A 16,866-nucleotide genomic window follows, 5' to 3' on the forward strand; every position below is an offset into this window, starting at 1 on the left:
CGGGAATGCGTCAGGCGATTTTCGGTGTCTGCCGCCACGGGCTAGCGCCTTTCACCGCTGAGCGGTATCGGGTCCGCTCGTGCGGAGGCGGGTAGCGGAACAATGTCTTGGCCCCGTTGCGAACAGTCTCTGGCAGAACGTTTCCATCTCACCATGAAGCTCAGTTCAGGCTCTCACGCCTCGCGGAAGCGGTAGCCTACACCATACAGCGTTTCGATCATGTCGAAATCGTCATCGACCGACTTGAACTTCTTGCGCAGGCGCTTGATGTGGCTGTCGATTGTGCGATCGTCGACATAGACCTGCTCGTCATAGGCCGAATCCATCAGTGCGTCGCGGCTCTTGACCACCCCGGGGCGCTGCGCCAGCGAATGCAGGATGAGAAACTCGGTCACCGTCAGCGTTACCGGCTCGCCTTTCCATGTGCAGGTATGGCGCTCCTGATCCATCACCAGTTGCCCGCGCTCGAGCGAACGCGCCTGCTGTCCCGTCGGCTTGGCGCCGACCTCGCGCGCATTGGCGCGACGCATCACGGCGCGTACCCGCTCCACCAGCAGGCGCTGCGAGAATGGCTTCCGGATAAAGTCGTCCGCGCCCATCTTGAGGCCGAACAGTTCGTCGATCTCGTCATCCTTGGAGGTCAGGAAGATGACCGGCATGTCGCTCTTCTGCCGGAGCCGGCGCAACAGCTCCATGCCATCCATGCGCGGCATCTTGATGTCGAAGATGGCGAGGTTGGGCGGCCGCGCGACGAGTCCCTCGAGCGCGGAGGCCCCGTCCGTGTAGGTCTCGACACGATATCCTTCCGCTTCCAGCGCAATGGAAACGGATGTCAGGATATTGCGGTCGTCGTCGACCAGCGCGATCGTTGCCATGTCTGGCGGCTCCCTCATGATCGGGTGTCCCTTCCTGCAATCAAGAAGGGCTTATAGGCGGACAAATTAGGTACAAAATGTGGCAGGCACTCCCGTCGACCCCGCGCTACGCTTTGCGGGTTGGACGGGCCACGCTCTTCCCCTTGCCCGGCACCTGTCAGCTAATATGCGCGCCACGGGAAAGAAATTAAACAGCTACAAACGATTTAAACTCACCGCGAAAATTTTAAATCGATTAATGATTTGAAATCAATAGTCTTTTCTGTTTGGGAACCTGATGGCTTCAACGTTGTTCAATCTGTTGAAGGTCTATTGGGCTCTCGAGGCTCCCTGTTTGGCATGATCTTTGGTGGTGAGGATGACGGAAATCGGCCTGCGCAATCGCACTAACGGGATCGAATCCTGCGGCCTGAAAACGGCCGGCACGGTCCACTACAATCTCGGCGTAGCCGAACTGGTCGAGCATGCCTTGCGCCGGGGCGAAGCGCGGCTGACCGCCCACGGGGCACTGGTTGCCGAGACGGGCCAGCACACTGGACGCTCGCCAAAGGACAAGTTCGTCGTCCGCGATGCCTCCACGGAGGATCACGTCTGGTGGGACAACAACAAGCCGATGTCGCCGGCCCACTTCCAGACCCTCTACGATGATTTCATCGCCCATGCCGAGGGCCTCGACCTCTATGTGCAGGACCTGATCGGCGGAGCCGACGAGGCCAACAGCCTGCCGACGCGTGTCGTGACCGAATTTGCCTGGCATTCCCAGTTCATCCGCAACCTGCTGATCCGCCCGGCCCGCGAGACGCTGCCGTCGTTCGTACCCAAGATGACGATCATCGACCTTCCGTCGTTCCGCGCCGATCCGGCGCGCCATGGCTGCCGGACCGAAACGGTTATCGCGATCGACTTCTCGCGCATGCTGGTTCTCATCGGCGGCACGTCCTATGCCGGCGAGATGAAGAAGTCGGTCTTCACCGCACTCAACTACCTGTTGCCCGCCAGTGGCGTGATGCCGATGCACTGTTCGGCCAATTCGGGTCCGGATGGTGATGCGGCAGTCTTCTTTGGCCTGTCTGGTACGGGAAAGACAACCTTGTCCGCCGATCCAAGCCGTACACTCATCGGCGACGACGAGCATGGCTGGGGCGATGACGGCATCTTCAACTTCGAGGGCGGCTGCTACGCCAAGACGATCAAGCTGTCGGCCGAAGCCGAGCCGGAAATCTTCGCCACCACGCGCCGCTTCGGTACCGTGCTTGAGAACGTCGTCCTCGACGAGGCACGCGTTCCGGACTTCGACGACGGGTCGCTGACGGAAAACACGCGCTGCGCCTACCCGCTCGATTTCATCCCCAACGCCAGCGCGAGCGGCCGTGCGGCACACCCGCGCAACATCATCATGCTGACCGCCGACGCGTTTGGCGTCATGCCTCCGATCGCCCGGCTGACGCCGGCGCAGGCGATGTACCACTTCCTTTCCGGCTACACCGCCAAGGTGGCCGGCACGGAAAAGGGCGTCACCGAACCGGAAGCGACGTTCTCCACCTGCTTCGGCGCACCATTCATGCCGCGCCACCCGGCCGAATACGGCAATCTGCTGCGCGACCTGATCGCGCGCCATGGCGTGACCTGCTGGCTCGTCAATACCGGATGGACCGGCGGTGCCTATGGCGTGGGCCGGAGGATGCCGATCAAGGCGACCCGCGCGCTGCTGACCGCAGCACTCGACGGCTCTTTGAACGACGCGGCCTTCCGCACCGATGCCCATTTCGGCTTCGAAGTGCCGGTGACCGTACCGGGTGTCGACGAATCGATCCTCGACCCGCGTTCGACCTGGGCCGACAAGGACGCCTATGACCGCCAGGCCGCGCGCCTGGTCGGCATGTTCATCGACAACTTCGCCAAGTTCGAGGACCATGTCGACGCCAATACGCGCAATGCGGCGCCGCGGGTGCAGGAAGCCGCCGAGTAGACGTTCCGCGACCGATCTCCAAAGGCCCGGCGCTTGCGTCGGGCCTTTTCTTGTTGCGCCGCAGAAAATGCGGCCGCGCGACGTTGGGTCATTCACGGTGATTTAATCAAATCGGGGTTCTGTGCTTGCAGAGGGTTCGCCGCTCGCTGCGAACGGACATGATGTCGCTTCCTCTGCCGTTTCGGCATGTCGTTCTCCTTCATCGTGTCCACGCACATTTCTCCCGTTGCTGCCATCGGCAGACCGGAGCGCAGACCCAAAGGCTCGGCCATGACATTCCCCGCACTTCGTATCTCACACCGCATCGGGATGATCGCGCTCGTGGGGGTCATCGGCGTCATCGCCGTCAGTGGCCTGTTCCTCTACGAACGTCATCTCATAGGACAGATCGAGGCGACGGAGGCGCAGGCCGGCCAGGCGGCTCAGGTCACCGGAGCGTTGCAGACCGGGTTCCTGCAGTTGCGCCGGCACGAGAAGGATTTCTTCCTGCGCAAGGATGAACGCTACGTCGAAAGCCACCTCGCGCGTAGTGCGGAGGTGGCGACATCGATAGAGGCGATCGAAGCGATCATTGCCAAGAACCAGCACCGCGACGTCCCCGAGCCAGGCGTCCTGACCGCTGGTTTCGCGCGCTACAACGCCGCGTTCGCCGAAGCGGTGGAGGTCAACCGTCAGCTTGGCCTGACGCCGGAAAAGGGACTGCAGTTCGAGATGCGGGCGGCGACGGATTTCCTGTCGGACCAGCTCGCCGGGATACCCTATCCCATCCTCAAGGTGGATGCGGCAGCCATCTTCATGCGCGAAAAGGACTTCGTCGTCACCCCGAGCGATGCCAATCGGGCGCGGGTTGAGGAGGCGATCGAGACACTGCGGGCGCGCCCGAAAGGCGTCTTCGGGTCGACCACCGGCCATTCAGCGGCAATGATGACGCTTGCCGCCTATGAAGCAACGTTCGCCGATTTCGCATCGATGGCGGCCCGCAACGCCGCGCTCCAGAAAGAGGTGTCGGCAGCCTTCGCCGAAGTTGAACCCATCTTCGAGCGCATCCAGGGCGAGATCCAGGCTGTCCGTGCCGAGGCGCGCACGGCACGCCAGGCAACGGCGGCGTCGATCGACCGCATGCTGACCATCGCGGTTGCCGGCGTTCTTCTTCTGGTCATAGCCGGAGGCTTCTTCGTGTGGCGCTCGGTTGCAAGACCGATTTCGCGCACGGCCAATGCCATGCGAGCGCTGGCGTCCGGCGAACTCGACGTCGAGGTGCCGGGCCTCGGCCGACGTGACGAGATCGGAGAAATCGCCTCCGCCTTCGACCTTTTCCGCGAAAACACCATCCGCAAGGTCAACGAGGAGCGCGATGCCGAAGAAGCGCGCCAGCGCCAGGCGCTCGACCGCGAGGCGCGCGAGCAGGCCGAGAAGCAGCGCGAGGCGGCCGAATTGCAGCATGCCGTCGATGTGCTCGCCGACGCGATGAGCCGGCTGGCCGACGGCGACCTCGCGCAGCGTATCGATGAGCCCTTCACCACCGCGATGGAAAAGCTGCGGGCCGATTTCAACAATTCGGTCGCCAAGCTGCAGACGGCGCTGGCGGCCGTTGGCGACAACGCCAATGCGATCCATGCGGGTTCGGGCGAGATCCGCCATGCGTCGGATGATCTGTCCAAGCGCACCGAGCAGCAGGCCGCATCCGTCGAGCAGACCGCTGCGGCGCTCGAGGAACTCGTCACCACGGTTCGCGATGCCAGCCGCCGCGCCGAGGAAGCCGGCGAACTGGTTGCACGCACGCGCCAAGGCGCGGAACGCTCCGGCGCGATCGTGCGCGACGCGGTGACGGCGATGGATCGTATCCAGTCATCGTCGACCCAGATCAGCGGCATTGTCGGCGTCATTGACGAGATCGCGTTCCAGATCAATCTCCTGGCGCTCAACGCCGGTGTCGAAGCCGCGCGCGCCGGCGAGGCGGGCAAGGGCTTTGCGGTGGTTGCACAGGAAGTGCGCGGACTGGCCCAGCGCTCGGCAAACGCCGCCAAGGAAATCAGCACGCTGATCGGGGCTTCCGGAGATCAGGTGAAGTCGGGCGTCGCGCTTGTCGGCCAGGCGGGTGAGGCCCTGCAGGCGATCGCCGCCGAGGTGCAGGAGATCAGCGACAATGTCGTCGCGATCGTCGAGGCATCGCGGGAGCAGGCAACCGGCCTCGGCGAGATCAACATCGCCGTGAACCGGATCGACCAGGGAACGCAGCAGAACGCCGCGATGGTCGAACAGACGACCGCGGCCAGCCACAAGCTCGCTGGCGAGGCATCGTCCCTGAACCAGCTTCTGTCGCAGTTCAAGCTCGGCAGCGAGGGCGGGCAGGCGGTGTCGCTGCGCCCCTCCCCAGTCCGTGCAGCGCCGGTGACCCGTACCGCTTTGAAGTCGGTCACCGCAACGCGCACAGGCGGCGCGGCCGCCGTCGCCGTCGTCGCGGCACCTGACCCCGATGGCTGGGAGGAATTCTAGGCCAGCGCCACTCAGGCAAGGCTTCGCCTTCCCTGTTCGACGCCGACGTCCTATCTCTGGGGTGATACCGGCAGACCAACAGGAGACGATCGCCATGAGCGGAGGGCAGGAACTGGCGATCAGGCCGGGAATCAGCATTGGCGAGGACGAGCTGGAAGAACAGTTCATCCGTTCTTCCGGCCCGGGCGGCCAGAACGTCAACAAGGTGGCGACCGCGGTGCAGTTGCGTTTCGATGCGGCAAACTCGCCGAGCCTGGATGAGCGCATGAGGGAGCGTGCCATCAAGCTGGCCGGCCAGCGCGCCACCAAGGATGGCGTCATCGTCATCGAGGCGAACCGGTTCCGCACGCAGGAACTCAATCGGGCCGATGCCCGCGAACGGCTGATCGAGCTGCTCGCCCGCGCCTCCGAGCCGCCGCCCAAACCCCGCAAGAAGACCAGGCCCTCCAAGGGAGCGGTCGAACGCCGCCTCAAGGCAAAGGCCGGCCGCTCGGGCATCAAGAAGATGCGCGGCCGCGTGACGCAGGAATAGTCGCAGCACGGTCTGCGCTTGGCATGCAACTGGGTGCTTTTCTTTTCACCCCGACTGGGACACTCTCCTGCCATCGGCCAGATCCGGTCAACAGGGAGACAGCGTCATGGGTCTTTTCAGTTTTGCGAAGTCTATCGGCAAGAAGCTCGGCTTCGGCGACGACGAGGAGCCGCAGGTCGAGGCCCTCAAGAAGGAGCTCGACTCACACGGCCTCGGCACCGAAGGCGTCGAGATCGAGGTGGTCGGCAACAAGGCCGTGCTGAAGGGCAAGGTCGCGGACCAGGCAACGCTCGAGAAGGCCATCATCGCCATTGGCAACACGCAGGGCGTCGAATCCGTCGAAACGGCCGTTGCGGTAGAAGCTGAAGCGGACAAGGCCGAGAAGGAGCCGGTTCTCTACACCGTGAAGAAGGGCGACAATCTCTGGAAGATCGCCGAAGCCCAGTACGGCAAGGGCAAGGGCCCGAAACACGAGCTGATCTTCGAAGCGAACCGGCCGATGCTGACGCACCCCGACAAGATCTATCCGGGTCAGGTGCTGCGCATCCCCCTGCTCGAAGGCTGATCGACGCAACCTCTTGAATATTTTCCTATCCGGCGGCTATCATGCCGCCGGTTTCGGTATTCGAGAGGCAGAAAGTGCAGGTCCTACCCCGTGGCGTCCGCCACGTCCCCGGTTTCCTCGACGCGGATGCCCAGCGGGCTCTGGTCGAGGACATACGCGATGTCGTCAGGCAGGCCCCGCTCTACGTTCCCGCGATGCCGCGGACGGGGAAGCCGATGAGCGTTCGCATGACCAATTGCGGTGCGCTCGGCTGGGTCACCGACAAGGAACGCGGCTACCGCTACCAGCCGACACATCCCGCAACGCAGGCGCCGTGGCCGGCCATACCCGCATCCCTGCTGCAGCTGTGGGACCAGTTCAGCCAGTATCCGGCGCCGCCGGAAGCCTGCCTCGTGAATTTCTACGAAGCGAGCGCCAAGATGGGCCTGCATCAGGATCGCGACGAGCAGGCTTTCGATGCGCCTGTGGTCTCGATTTCCCTTGGCGATACGTGCCTGTTTCGCGTCGGCGGGACCAAACGCACGGACCCAACGGTCTCGTTCAAGCTGGGAAGCGGCGACCTCGTGGTGCTTGGCGGCGAGGGCCGGCTCGCCTTCCACGGCGTCGACCGCATCTATCCTGGAACGTCCGCGCTTCTGAAGAGCGGTGGGCGCATCAACCTGACCCTGCGCCGGGTATCGCCGCTCAAAGCTTCCTGAGCGCCACTTCCTGGATCAGGTGGTTCTGACCCTTGCGCAGAACGAGGTCGGCGCGTGGACGCGTCGGCAGGATGTTCTCTTTCAGGTTTTTCAGGTTGATGTTCTCCCACAACCCCTCGGCCATTGCGCGGGCGGCGTCCTCGGAGAGTTGCGAGTAGCGGTGAAAGAAGGATTCCGGATCCTTGAACGCGGTCTCCCGCAGCCGCATGAAGCGGTCGATATACCACTGGTGGATCATCGATTCATCGGCGTCGATATAGATCGAGAAGTCGAAGAAATCCGAGACGAAGGGCACGAAGGTGCCGTCCGGGGGCAGCGCCCTCGGCTGAAGGACGTTGATGCCCTCGAAGATCAGGATATCGGGCCGGTCGACCGTGACGTAAGTGCCCGGCAGCACGTCGTAGGTCATGTGCGAGTAGAGCGGTGCCTGGACGTTGGGCTGGCCAGACTTGATCGCCGACAGGAAGCGCAGCAGCGCGCCGACGTCGTAGCTCTCGGGAAAGCCCTTGCGTTCCATAAGGTTATCGCGCCGCAACACGTCGTTGGGCAGCAGAAAGCCGTCGGTCGTGACGAGATCGACCTTCGGGCTCGCGGGCCAGCGCTGCAGAAGCTCCTTCAGCACGCGCGCGGTCGTCGACTTGCCGACCGCCACGGACCCGGCAATCCCGATGATGAAGGGCGTCTTGCGCACCTCGTTGTCGGAATTGAAGAAGATGCGGCGCTGCTGGAAGAGCAGTTGGCTCGCCTCGACATGAGCCGACAGCAGGCGGGACAGCGAAAGGTAGATGCGCCTTATCTCGTCGAGATCGACGGGATCGTTGAGCGACCGCAAGCGGCGAACTTCGTCTTCGGTGAGCGTCAGCGGCGTATCCGCGCGGAACTGCGCCCAATGCTCGGCCGAAAAAACGCGGTAGGGCGAATATTTTTCGCCGGGAGTGAGCTGGTCCATGCGCATGATGTTTCGCTGATTCCCGATCTTCAGCCAGCGCCGCGCGCGGCTTTTTCTGCCGTGCCCGACTGACCGGTACGCGACTCCAGCTCGGCCATGACGTCGTCGACGGTAACGCCGGAGAGCGCGAGAACGACAAGCCAGTGGTAGATCAGATCCGCACTTTCCGAGACGACGGCCGCGCGGTCGCCGCGTACCGAGGCAATCACGGTTTCCACCGCCTCCTCGCCCATCTTCTGGGCGGCCTTGTCGACACCCTTGGCAAAAAGCTTCGCCGTCCAGGAATCGGAGGCTCCCGATCGTCCACGCTGGGCGACGATCCGCTCGAGCTCGCTGAGCGAAAACTGGGACACTGTTAGGGTCCTCCCTGCAGTCACGCGGCGTCGAGCCGCATCGGCAGGCCAGCTTTTGCCATGTGCGCCTTGGCCTGCGCAATGGTGTAGGTGCCAAAATGAAAGATCGACGCCGCAAGCACCGCCGTCGCATGCCCGTCGCGTATGCCATCGACCAGATGGTCGAGGTTGCCGACACCGCCGGAGGCGATGACGGGCGCACGCACGGCGTCCGCTATGGTCCGCGTCAGCGCGATATCATAGCCGGCCTTGGTGCCATCCCGGTCCATCGACGTCAGCAGGATTTCGCCGGCGCCGCGCTCCACCATGCCGACGGCAAACTCCACCGCATCGATGCCGGTCCGCTCGCGGCCGCCATGGGTGAAGATTTCCCACCGATCTGCCTCGCCTGCCCCGGAAACCTTCTTGGCGTCGATGGCGACGACGATGCACTGGTTGCCGAACTTGTCAGCGGCTTGCGTGACGAAATCCGGGTCCTTCACCGCCGCCGTGTTGATCGACACCTTGTCGGCGCCGGCCAGTAGCAGCTTGCGGATGTCGCCGACCTGCCGTACCCCGCCGCCGACCGTCAGCGGCATGAAGCAATGCTCGGCAGTGCGCGCGACGATGTCGAAGATCGTCTCGCGATTGTCGGACGATGCGGTAATGTCGAGAAAGCAGAGTTCGTCGGCGCCTGCAGCGTCATAGGCCCGCGCCGCTTCGACGGGATCGCCGGCGTCGATCAGGTCGACGAAGTTGACGCCCTTCACAACGCGGCCATCCTTGACGTCCAGGCAGGGGATGACGCGGGCTTTCAGTGTCATGCGGCCGCCCTCGCCTTCCGCAGAAGCGCTAGCGCCTCAGTGGGATCGATGCGGCCATCGTAGAGCGCGCGGCCGGATATCGCACCTTCGAGCCGTTTCGCATCGGGCATCGTCATGCGCACGATGTCGGCAAGCGAGGCGAGGCCGCCGGAGGCGATCACGGGAATGGACACGGCCTCGGCCAAGTCGATGGTCGTATCCCAGTTGATGCCGGCAAGCACGCCGTCGCGGTCGATGTCGGTGTAGATGATCGCGGCGACACCCGCGCCCTCGAACTTCTTCGCCAGTTCGACGGCTTCAAGCGACGAGGCTTCAGCCCAGCCTTCGACCGCCACCTTGCCGCCGCGCGCATCGATGCCCACCGCGACCTTGCCCGGGAAAGCCTTGCAGGCCTGCCTGACCAGATCGGGATCGCGGACCGCCACCGTGCCGAGGATGACGCGCGCCAGTCCCTTCTCCAGCCAAGCCTCGATATGCGCCATGCTGCGAATGCCGCCGCCGAGCTGGACCGGGTTCTTCGTGGCGTTCAGGATCGCCTCGACTGCGGCACCGTTGCGGCTCTCACCGGCAAACGCCCCGTCGAGATCGACGACGTGAAGCCATTCGAAACCCTGGTCCTCGAAAATGCGGGCCTGTGCCGCGGGATCGGCATTATAGACGGTGGCCGAGTCCATCTCGCCGAGCTTGAGGCGGACGCACTGGCCCTGCTTGAGGTCGATTGCGGGAAACAGGATCACGGTGTCAGGCACCCTCGACGATAGCGAAATGCGCGTTCGAAAACCGTTGGCGCAGTGCCAGCGCCGCCTGGTATTCGGGTGAGTTGTAGCAATCGAGCGCCTTCTGGTAGCTGTCGAACTCGATCACCACCAGACGCGACGCGGCAGGTCCTTCGAAGACTTCGCCCTGACCGCCACGCACCAAAAACTTCGCGCCGTATTTCTCGAAGGCCACGGCGTTCGCTGCAACATATTGCGGATAGTTTTCCGGATCGGTGATGTCGACCATCGCCATCCAGTAGCCCTTCTTGGTCATGGCCGCTTCCTTATGGTTTCCAGCGCAGGAAATTGGCGATCAAGGCCAGGCCCAGCGCCTGGCTCTTTTCGGGGTGAAACTGAGTCCCGGCCTTGTTGTCGCGGGTTACCATCGCGGTGACAGCGCCGCCATAGTCTGCAACCGCGACGACGTCTTCGTGGTGCTTTGCCGCCAGATGGTAGGAGTGGACAAAATAGGCGTGCAGGCCGTGCTCGCCGGTGGCTATCCCGTCGAGAAGCGGATGCGGTTGTTTCACGTGAATCGTGTTCCATCCGATCTGCGGAATCTTCAACGCGGTATCCGACGGCGTGATCTCCTTCACGTCGCCTTCGATCCAGCCGAAGCCGTCGGTAATCGTCTTTTCCAGCCCGCGTGAAGACATGAGTTGCATGCCGACGCATATCCCGAGGAAAGGCCTGGCCCTTTCTTCGACCGCTTCGCGAAGCGCCTCGACCATGCCCGGCACGGCATCGAGACCGGCGCGGCAGTCTGCATAGGCGCCGACGCCCGGCAGCACGATGCGGTCGGCGCTTCGCACACGATCGGCATCGGCGGTCAGGTCGATCTCGGCCTCAATGCCCGATTCACGTGAAGCGCGCTCGAATGCCTTGGTCGCGGAGCGCAGATTGCCTGACCCGTAATCGATGATCGCAACCCGCATCTCAGCCCCTTCCCGGATAGCCGAGCATGCCGAGCACTGGCCCGCTGCCTCGTGCATCGTGGCGCGTCGGCGTCTGTGTCGCCGGCTGCGGCGGCACCTCCGGTCGCTCGTCTGGCTCCTCCTCGTCCACGCCTGCGAGATAGCGGATCTCCGCATCGCGCCCGTCATTCGCCTCGACCACGCCCCATTCGCGCCAGCCGCGGCGGCGAAGTGCGGCGATTTTCAGCGTCGAGGCTTCGAGGCCGACCAGAACCGCCAGCATCAGCGATGCGATCGTGGCGACATTGCCAAATCCGGCGAAGGAGCCGATCGCAGCCAGCACCATTCCGGCCACGACCACGGCGAGCGTCTCGATCCACAGCCTGTTGAAGAGCAGCCAGACGACAGGAAGGAGAAACGCCAGGAAGTGGAAGCCGTCCCGGACGAGAACGGCCTCGTCGCTGCCGCGGGCCGGCGGCTCCATCACCACATAACTTGCCATGTCACGCCCTCATCCGTTCAAGGTGCCCTTGGTCGAGGGGATCGCGCCCGCCTGGCGCGGATCGGCCTCGATCGCCGCGCGCAGGGCGCGCGCAACGGCCTTGAAGCATGTCTCGGCAATATGGTGATTGTTGGTGCCGTAGTGGTTCAGCACGTGCAGCGTGATGCCCGCATTCTGCGCCAGCGCCTGGAAGAACTCGCGCACGAGTTCCGTGTCGAAGGTGCCGATCTTGGGCGACGTGAAGTCGACATGCCAGACGAGATAGGGGCGGCCCGACACGTCGACCGCGGCTTTCGTCAGCGTCTCGTCCATCGCGAGATCGATCGACGCGTAGCGCGCTATGCCGCGACGTTCACCAAGCGCCTTGGCGATCGCCTGCCCGATGGCGATGCCGGTATCCTCGACCGTGTGGTGGTCGTCGATATGCAGATCGCCCTTTGCCTCGACCGTCATGTCGATCAAGGAATGACGCGAAAGCTGGTCGAGCATGTGGTCGAAGAAGCCGACGCCAGTCGACATCGACGATGCGCCCTTGCCGTCGAGATCGACGCTGACCGCGATCTCGGTTTCCTTCGTCTTGCGCGAGACGCTCGCCTTGCGGTCCTGGCTGGTCATGGTTCAGAGCCCTGCTTGTGCCAAAGCGTGAGCCTCATATCAGCATGATCGGCCGAATGCCAGCGTGGCGCGGTTTGCATTCGCGCCGCCCACGCATACATATGCCATCACGCGGCCGGCGCTGAATCCACGTAGGCTGGCCGAAGGCAGTATCGGAGTAGATATGTCGAACGAATTGACCATGCACGCGACGACGATCGTCACGGTGCGAAAAGGCAACAAGGTGGTGATCGCCGGCGACGGGCAGGTAAGCCTCGGCCAGACGATCATGAAGGGCAACGCGCGCAAGGTGCGCCGACTCGGCAAAGGCAATGTGATCGCCGGTTTCGCCGGCGCCACGGCGGACGCGTTCACGCTTCTGGAACGGCTCGAGGCCAAGCTCGAGCAATATCCCGACCAGTTGACCCGCGCCTGCGTGGAGCTGGCCAAGGACTGGCGCACGGACCGCTACCTGCGGCGGCTCGAGGCGATGATGCTGGTGGCCGACAAATCCGTCACGTTGGCCCTGACCGGCACGGGTGACGTACTCGAACCCGAACACGGCGTTATGGCGATCGGATCGGGCGGCAACTACGCATTGGCTGCCGCGCGCGCGCTTATCGACACCGACAAGGACGCCGAGGAGATCGCGCGCAAGGCGATGGAAATCGCGGCGGACATCTGCGTCTACACCAATGGTAGCGTCGTCGTCGAAACGCTCGATGCCGAATGACAGCCTTGCCATAGGCTTCGTGCCGGTGGCGCCTGCCCACTACCCGCTTCTCGAGGAGTGGCTGGGGCGCCCGCACATGCGCGAATGGTGGGGCGATCCGGACCAGGAACTCGGCCACATCCGCGACATGGTCGAAGGCCGGGACACGACCCGACCCTTCATGCTCACGCTGGACGGCGTGGCGATCGGCTACATCCAGTACTGGTTCATCGGTCATCATCAAAACGAGGAATGGATCCGCGACCATCCCTGGCTTGCGGAATTGCCATCCGAAACGGTCGGCATCGATCTGTCGATCGGCGATCCGTCCCTCCTGTCGCGCGGCATCGGCTTGGCAGCCCTGAAGGCGTTCGTCGCGATGCTTCTGGATCACGGGCACGAGACAATCATCATCGATCCCGACCCTGCAAATGGCCGCGCGGTACGCGCCTATGAGAAGGCGGGTTTCCGGCCGGTGCCGCAGCTCGTCGGTCGCTCGGGCGACGCCCTGATCATGCAATACGATACCGGCCACGTGGACCAGCCATCCCGCGAACCGTCCAAGAAAGACACGCCTTGATCAGCGCCCGGACACTCGAAAGCGCGGTTCAGGCAGGGATCATCTCTCTCGACCAGCGGAACCGGCTGCAAGCGTTGGAGCATGGCGCCGTTGAGCCGGATGCCGGGGATGCGGGCTCCGGCGACGAGAATCTGCGGTTGGTCGGCGGCGGCAACGATCTGTTCGTTACCGTTGGCATCGTTCTCCTGACCGCCGGCGTCTATTTCGTCCTTGCCACCATGCTCGCGGGCCAGACGATCTGGATGGCCGGCGTGCTGGCGATCTTTGCATGGGTGGTGGCGGAATTCGTCACCCGACAGCGCCGCATGAAGCTCTCCTCAACAGTGCTCAGCCTGGTGTTCGTTGGCGCCGCAGCGATCGGCGTATCGCTGGTTGCCGACCGCTTTTATCCGATACGACAACCGGAGTCGCTGTGGCAGCTCCTGGCGCTGCGGCAGATGGTGGCGCCAGCCGGCTATATCGCCTTCGGCGGCACCATCATTGCCGCGCTGATGTATTTCTGGCGGTTCCGCGTGCCGATCCTCGCCGGCGTGATCGCCATTGCCGCGACCCTGCTCGCGTTCCTGCAAACGGCGATCCTGCTCTATGACGGCGTCGCGGCCGGTACCGTCGCGGCCCCCGCGCTGGAGACAATGCCGGAGATGATGCGCGCGGCGCTTTACATGCCACTGGTCTGTGGCCTCGTCGTTTTTGCCATCGCCGTCGCGCTCGACCTGCATGACCGCGAGAGACGCACCATTTGGTCCGACTGCGCGTTCTGGCTGCATGTTGTTTCGGCGCCAATGCTGGTGCATCCGCTGTTCATCATGGCGACCGGACAGGACGTGGTTCTCGGCACGATCGAACCGGACGGCAATGCCACCGTCATGCTGGCGGTGCTGATCCTCGGCTTCGTCTACGTGGCGCTCGCGATCGACCGCCGCTCGCTGCTGGTGCCGACGCTTGCCTATTTCGGCTCGCTGGGCATCTATTATCTCGTCAATTCCGCCGCAAATTCGACCGGCATCCCGCCATTCGCGCTGATCCTGCTGGTGGTCGGCGCCCTCATCATCAGCTTCGGCGCGGGGTGGCAGCACATACGCCGCTTGATCGTACGACCGACGCTCCCCACATCCGTGCTCGACAGGCTCCCTCCCATCAAGGCTTAAGCGTACAAGTAGATGACAACTTTTTCCCCCCGCGAGATCGTCTCGGAACTCGACCGCTACATCATCGGCCAGAAGGACGCCAAGCGCGCCGTGGCGATTGCGTTGCGCAACCGCTGGCGTCGCCAGCAACTCGACGGCCAGATGCGCGAAGAGGTGATGCCAAAGAATATCCTGATGATCGGGCCGACGGGTGTCGGCAAGACCGAAATCTCCCGCCGGCTGGCCAGATTGGCCGGCGCGCCGTTCATCAAGGTGGAAGCCACCAAGTTCACCGAGGTCGGCTATGTCGGCCGTGACGTCGAGCAGATCATCCGCGACCTGGTCGAGGTCGCCATCGGCCTCACCCGCGAGAAAATGCGCGAGGACGTCAAGGCGCGTGCCCACATGAACGCCGAGGAACGTGTGCTCGAAGCGCTGGTGGGCAAGACCGCCAGCCCGGCAACGCGCGATTCCTTCCGCAAGAAGCTGCGCGACGGCGAGATGGACGACAAGGAAATCGACGTCGAGGTCGCCGATACGGGCACTGGCGGTATGCCCGGCTTCGAGATTCCCGGCATGCCGGGTGGCGTCGGCATGATCAATCTCAGCGACATGATGCAAAAGGCAATGGGCGGCAACCGCACGAAGACGCGCAAGACGACCGTCAAGGAATCCTATGGCCTGCTGATCAATGATGAGTCCGACAAACTCCTCGACCAGGATGAAGTCGTTCGCCGCTCGCTGGAATCGACCGAAAACAACGGCATCGTGTTTCTCGACGAGATCGACAAGGTCGCGGTGCGCAACGACGTTTCGGGCGGACCCTCGCGCGAAGGCGTGCAACGCGACCTGCTGCCGCTTGTCGAAGGCACAACGGTGGCGACCAAGTATGGACCGGTGAAAACCGATCACATCCTGTTCATCGCTTCCGGCGCGTTCCACGTGTCCAAGCCCTCGGACCTGCTGCCTGAACTGCAGGGACGCCTGCCGATCCGCGTCGAACTGCGGGCGCTGGAGAAAGACGACTTCCGCCGTATCCTGACCGAAACCGAAGCGAGCCTCATCAAGCAGTATATCGCCTTGATGGCCACCGAGGGCGTGGAACTGACCTTTACCGACGATGCGATCGACAGCCTTGCCGGTATCGCCGTCGACCTCAATGCAAGCGTCGAGAACATCGGTGCAAGACGTCTACAGACGGTGATGGAACGCGTGCTCGACGACATCTCCTACAATGCGCCTGACAGGGCCGGGTCCGAAGTGACCATCGATGCCGCCTATGTCGACAAGCATGTCGGCGACCTCGCCAAGAATACCGACCTCTCGCGCTTCATCCTGTAGCAAAGCGGGAACGAAATACGACGGCGGCGTCTTTGGCGGACACGTGAAAATGCTGACGGACGATTGATCATGCCGGCACTCGACTTGTAAGGCTCGAGCACGTATTTTGCCCGTCCTGTCGAGCCAGGCTTTTCACAAGGTCCCACATGAATTTTGCGACGCGGCTTCTCGTCTGCCTCTGTATTGCCGTTGCGGCCGCACCAGCGGCCGCGGCGACGCTCGTGCCGCCGGGCAACCGGCACGAGAAGCAGCCCGCCGTCCCCGCGGCATCCGCCAACAGGACACGGGCGGCGCAATCCACCTATGAGGCGAAATACAAGAAGGTGTACGCGCTGTTGCAGAACGACAGCGACCTGCGCTCGAAGATCAAGAGCGCAGCCACGAAATACGGCATCGATCCTCTGCACATCGCCGGCGCCATCGTCGGCGAGCATACCTACAATGTCGACGCCTATGACCGGCTCCAGACCTACTACGTCAAGGCGGTCTCTTATTTCCAGACGAGCTTCTCGTTCGCCTATGAAGGCGAATCGATCGGAGATTTCATCAAACGCCCGCAGTTCTCGGCGTGCGAGAACGAGAGTGGCAGCTATGACGTCTGGTCTTGCCGCGAGGCGGTCTGGAACCGTTCGTTCAAGGGAAAGACGGTCGATGGCAAGAGATTTCCCAACGACCGGTTCAGCGCCGTCTTCTTCCAGCCCTTCTACGCGGGGCAAACCTTTGGCATCGGCCAGCTCAACCCGCTGACGGCTCTGCAGATGAGCGATCTGGTCGCGCGGGTGTCGGGCCATCCGAAGCTAGACCCGACCGACGCTAGACAGGTCTACAAGACGATCATGGATCCGGACCTGACGCTGGCTTATGTCGCCGCGACGCTGAAAATGTCGATCGATGCCTATCGCGACATTGCCGGCTTCGACATATCGAAGAATCCCGGCATCACCGCGACGCTCTACAATGTCGGCAATCCCGAGCAACGGGCGCGGGCTTTGAAGGCGGAGAACGCCAAGCGGGGTTCTGCGCGGCTGCCGGTGGAAAACTATTACGGCTGGCTGGTGAACGACAGGCTCGACGAGTTGAAGGCGCTCTTCTGAGCCG

General features: G+C 63.3%; 19 protein-coding genes. 10 read left to right on the forward strand and 9 right to left on the reverse strand.

Translation table 11 applies throughout. The features are described 5' to 3' along the window. Positions 1–173 precede the first annotated feature (173 nt). Complete coding sequence (locus AAFN84_RS12570) at positions 174–875, reverse strand: response regulator transcription factor (protein WP_347514887.1); 702 nt, start codon at positions 873–875, stop codon at positions 174–176. A 358-nt stretch (positions 876–1,233) separates the two neighbouring features. Between AAFN84_RS12570 and AAFN84_RS12575 the strand changes: the two genes are divergently transcribed. The 5 genes from AAFN84_RS12575 to AAFN84_RS12595 all read left to right on the forward strand — a co-directional run bounded on the left by AAFN84_RS12575 (position 1,234) and on the right by AAFN84_RS12595 (position 7,135). Continuing rightward, positions 1,234–2,844, forward strand: coding sequence for a phosphoenolpyruvate carboxykinase (locus AAFN84_RS12575; protein WP_347514888.1), 1,611 nt, complete (start codon positions 1,234–1,236; stop codon positions 2,842–2,844). 270 nt (positions 2,845–3,114) lie between these two features. Next, complete coding sequence (locus AAFN84_RS12580; protein ID WP_347514889.1) at positions 3,115–5,340, forward strand: methyl-accepting chemotaxis protein; 2,226 nt, start codon at positions 3,115–3,117, stop codon at positions 5,338–5,340. Positions 5,341–5,434: 94 nt separating this feature from the next. Beyond that, a complete protein-coding gene (gene arfB / locus AAFN84_RS12585; RefSeq protein WP_347514890.1) occupies positions 5,435–5,872 on the forward strand; it encodes an alternative ribosome rescue aminoacyl-tRNA hydrolase ArfB in 438 nt (145 codons plus the stop codon). Positions 5,873–5,978: 106 nt separating this feature from the next. Continuing rightward, positions 5,979–6,437: a peptidoglycan-binding protein LysM gene (lysM, locus tag AAFN84_RS12590; protein WP_347514891.1), complete on the forward strand. Its 459-nt coding sequence runs from the start codon at positions 5,979–5,981 to the stop codon at positions 6,435–6,437. A gap of 74 nt (positions 6,438–6,511) precedes the next feature. After that, positions 6,512–7,135, forward strand: coding sequence for an alpha-ketoglutarate-dependent dioxygenase AlkB (locus tag AAFN84_RS12595; RefSeq protein ID WP_347514892.1), 624 nt, complete (start codon positions 6,512–6,514; stop codon positions 7,133–7,135). Here AAFN84_RS12595 and coaA read toward each other — a convergent pair. Genes coaA through hisB form a run of 8 tightly spaced genes read right to left on the reverse strand, consistent with a single transcriptional unit; the run spans position 7,122 to position 12,029 of the window. Continuing rightward, complete coding sequence (coaA, locus tag AAFN84_RS12600; RefSeq protein ID WP_347514893.1) at positions 7,122–8,084, reverse strand: type I pantothenate kinase; 963 nt, start codon at positions 8,082–8,084, stop codon at positions 7,122–7,124. The two genes, AAFN84_RS12595 and coaA, sit on opposite strands and share 14 nt — an antisense overlap. A 29-nt stretch (positions 8,085–8,113) precedes the next feature. Continuing rightward, on the reverse strand, positions 8,114–8,437 hold the full coding sequence (locus tag AAFN84_RS12605; protein ID WP_347514894.1) for a phosphoribosyl-ATP diphosphatase: 324 nt from the start codon (positions 8,435–8,437) through the stop codon (positions 8,114–8,116). Between the two features lie 20 nt (positions 8,438–8,457). Continuing rightward, on the reverse strand, positions 8,458–9,240 hold the full coding sequence (hisF, locus tag AAFN84_RS12610) for an imidazole glycerol phosphate synthase subunit HisF (protein WP_347514895.1): 783 nt from the start codon (positions 9,238–9,240) through the stop codon (positions 8,458–8,460). Then, positions 9,237–9,977, reverse strand: a complete 741-nt coding sequence (gene hisA / locus AAFN84_RS12615) for a 1-(5-phosphoribosyl)-5-[(5-phosphoribosylamino)methylideneamino]imidazole-4-carboxamide isomerase (RefSeq protein ID WP_347514896.1) — start codon at positions 9,975–9,977, stop codon at positions 9,237–9,239. Before hisA ends, hisF begins: the two co-directional genes overlap by 4 nt. A gap of 4 nt (positions 9,978–9,981) precedes the next feature. Continuing rightward, entirely contained in the window at positions 9,982–10,272 is a 291-nt protein-coding gene (locus AAFN84_RS12620; protein WP_347514897.1) for a DUF1330 domain-containing protein, read from the reverse strand. A gap of 10 nt (positions 10,273–10,282) precedes the next feature. Further along, positions 10,283–10,933, reverse strand: coding sequence for an imidazole glycerol phosphate synthase subunit HisH (hisH, locus tag AAFN84_RS12625; protein ID WP_347514898.1), 651 nt, complete (start codon positions 10,931–10,933; stop codon positions 10,283–10,285). Between the two features lies 1 nt (position 10,934). Continuing rightward, positions 10,935–11,414, reverse strand: a complete 480-nt coding sequence (locus AAFN84_RS12630) for a DUF2628 domain-containing protein (RefSeq protein WP_347514899.1) — start codon at positions 11,412–11,414, stop codon at positions 10,935–10,937. Positions 11,415–11,423: 9 nt separating this feature from the next. Beyond that, on the reverse strand, positions 11,424–12,029 hold the full coding sequence (gene hisB, locus AAFN84_RS12635) for an imidazoleglycerol-phosphate dehydratase HisB (RefSeq protein WP_347514900.1): 606 nt from the start codon (positions 12,027–12,029) through the stop codon (positions 11,424–11,426). A gap of 163 nt (positions 12,030–12,192) precedes the next feature. On the opposite strand from hisB, the gene hslV reads away from it, so the two are divergent. The 5 genes from hslV to AAFN84_RS12660 all read left to right on the forward strand — a co-directional run bounded on the left by hslV (position 12,193) and on the right by AAFN84_RS12660 (position 16,862). Then, entirely contained in the window at positions 12,193–12,741 is a 549-nt protein-coding gene (hslV, locus tag AAFN84_RS12640; RefSeq protein ID WP_347514901.1) for an ATP-dependent protease subunit HslV, read from the forward strand. Continuing rightward, the gene (locus AAFN84_RS12645; protein ID WP_347514902.1) at positions 12,731–13,300 is read left to right on the forward strand and encodes a GNAT family N-acetyltransferase; all 570 of its coding nucleotides are present in this window, start codon (positions 12,731–12,733) and stop codon (positions 13,298–13,300) included. Before hslV ends, AAFN84_RS12645 begins: the two co-directional genes overlap by 11 nt. Beyond that, positions 13,297–14,448: a hypothetical protein gene (locus AAFN84_RS12650; protein ID WP_347514903.1), complete on the forward strand. Its 1,152-nt coding sequence runs from the start codon at positions 13,297–13,299 to the stop codon at positions 14,446–14,448. Before AAFN84_RS12645 ends, AAFN84_RS12650 begins: the two co-directional genes overlap by 4 nt. A gap of 12 nt (positions 14,449–14,460) precedes the next feature. After that, the gene (hslU, locus tag AAFN84_RS12655; protein ID WP_347514904.1) at positions 14,461–15,768 is read left to right on the forward strand and encodes an ATP-dependent protease ATPase subunit HslU; all 1,308 of its coding nucleotides are present in this window, start codon (positions 14,461–14,463) and stop codon (positions 15,766–15,768) included. 146 nt (positions 15,769–15,914) lie between these two features. Beyond that, positions 15,915–16,862 carry a DUF1402 family protein gene (locus AAFN84_RS12660; protein ID WP_347514905.1) on the forward strand — a complete coding sequence of 316 codons (948 nt, stop codon included), beginning with the start codon at positions 15,915–15,917 and terminating at the stop codon, positions 16,860–16,862. The last annotated feature ends 4 nt before the right edge of the window (positions 16,863–16,866 follow it).

The organism is Mesorhizobium sp. CAU 1741 (assembly GCF_039839275.1).
GTDB lineage: Bacteria > Pseudomonadota > Alphaproteobacteria > Rhizobiales > Rhizobiaceae > Aerobium.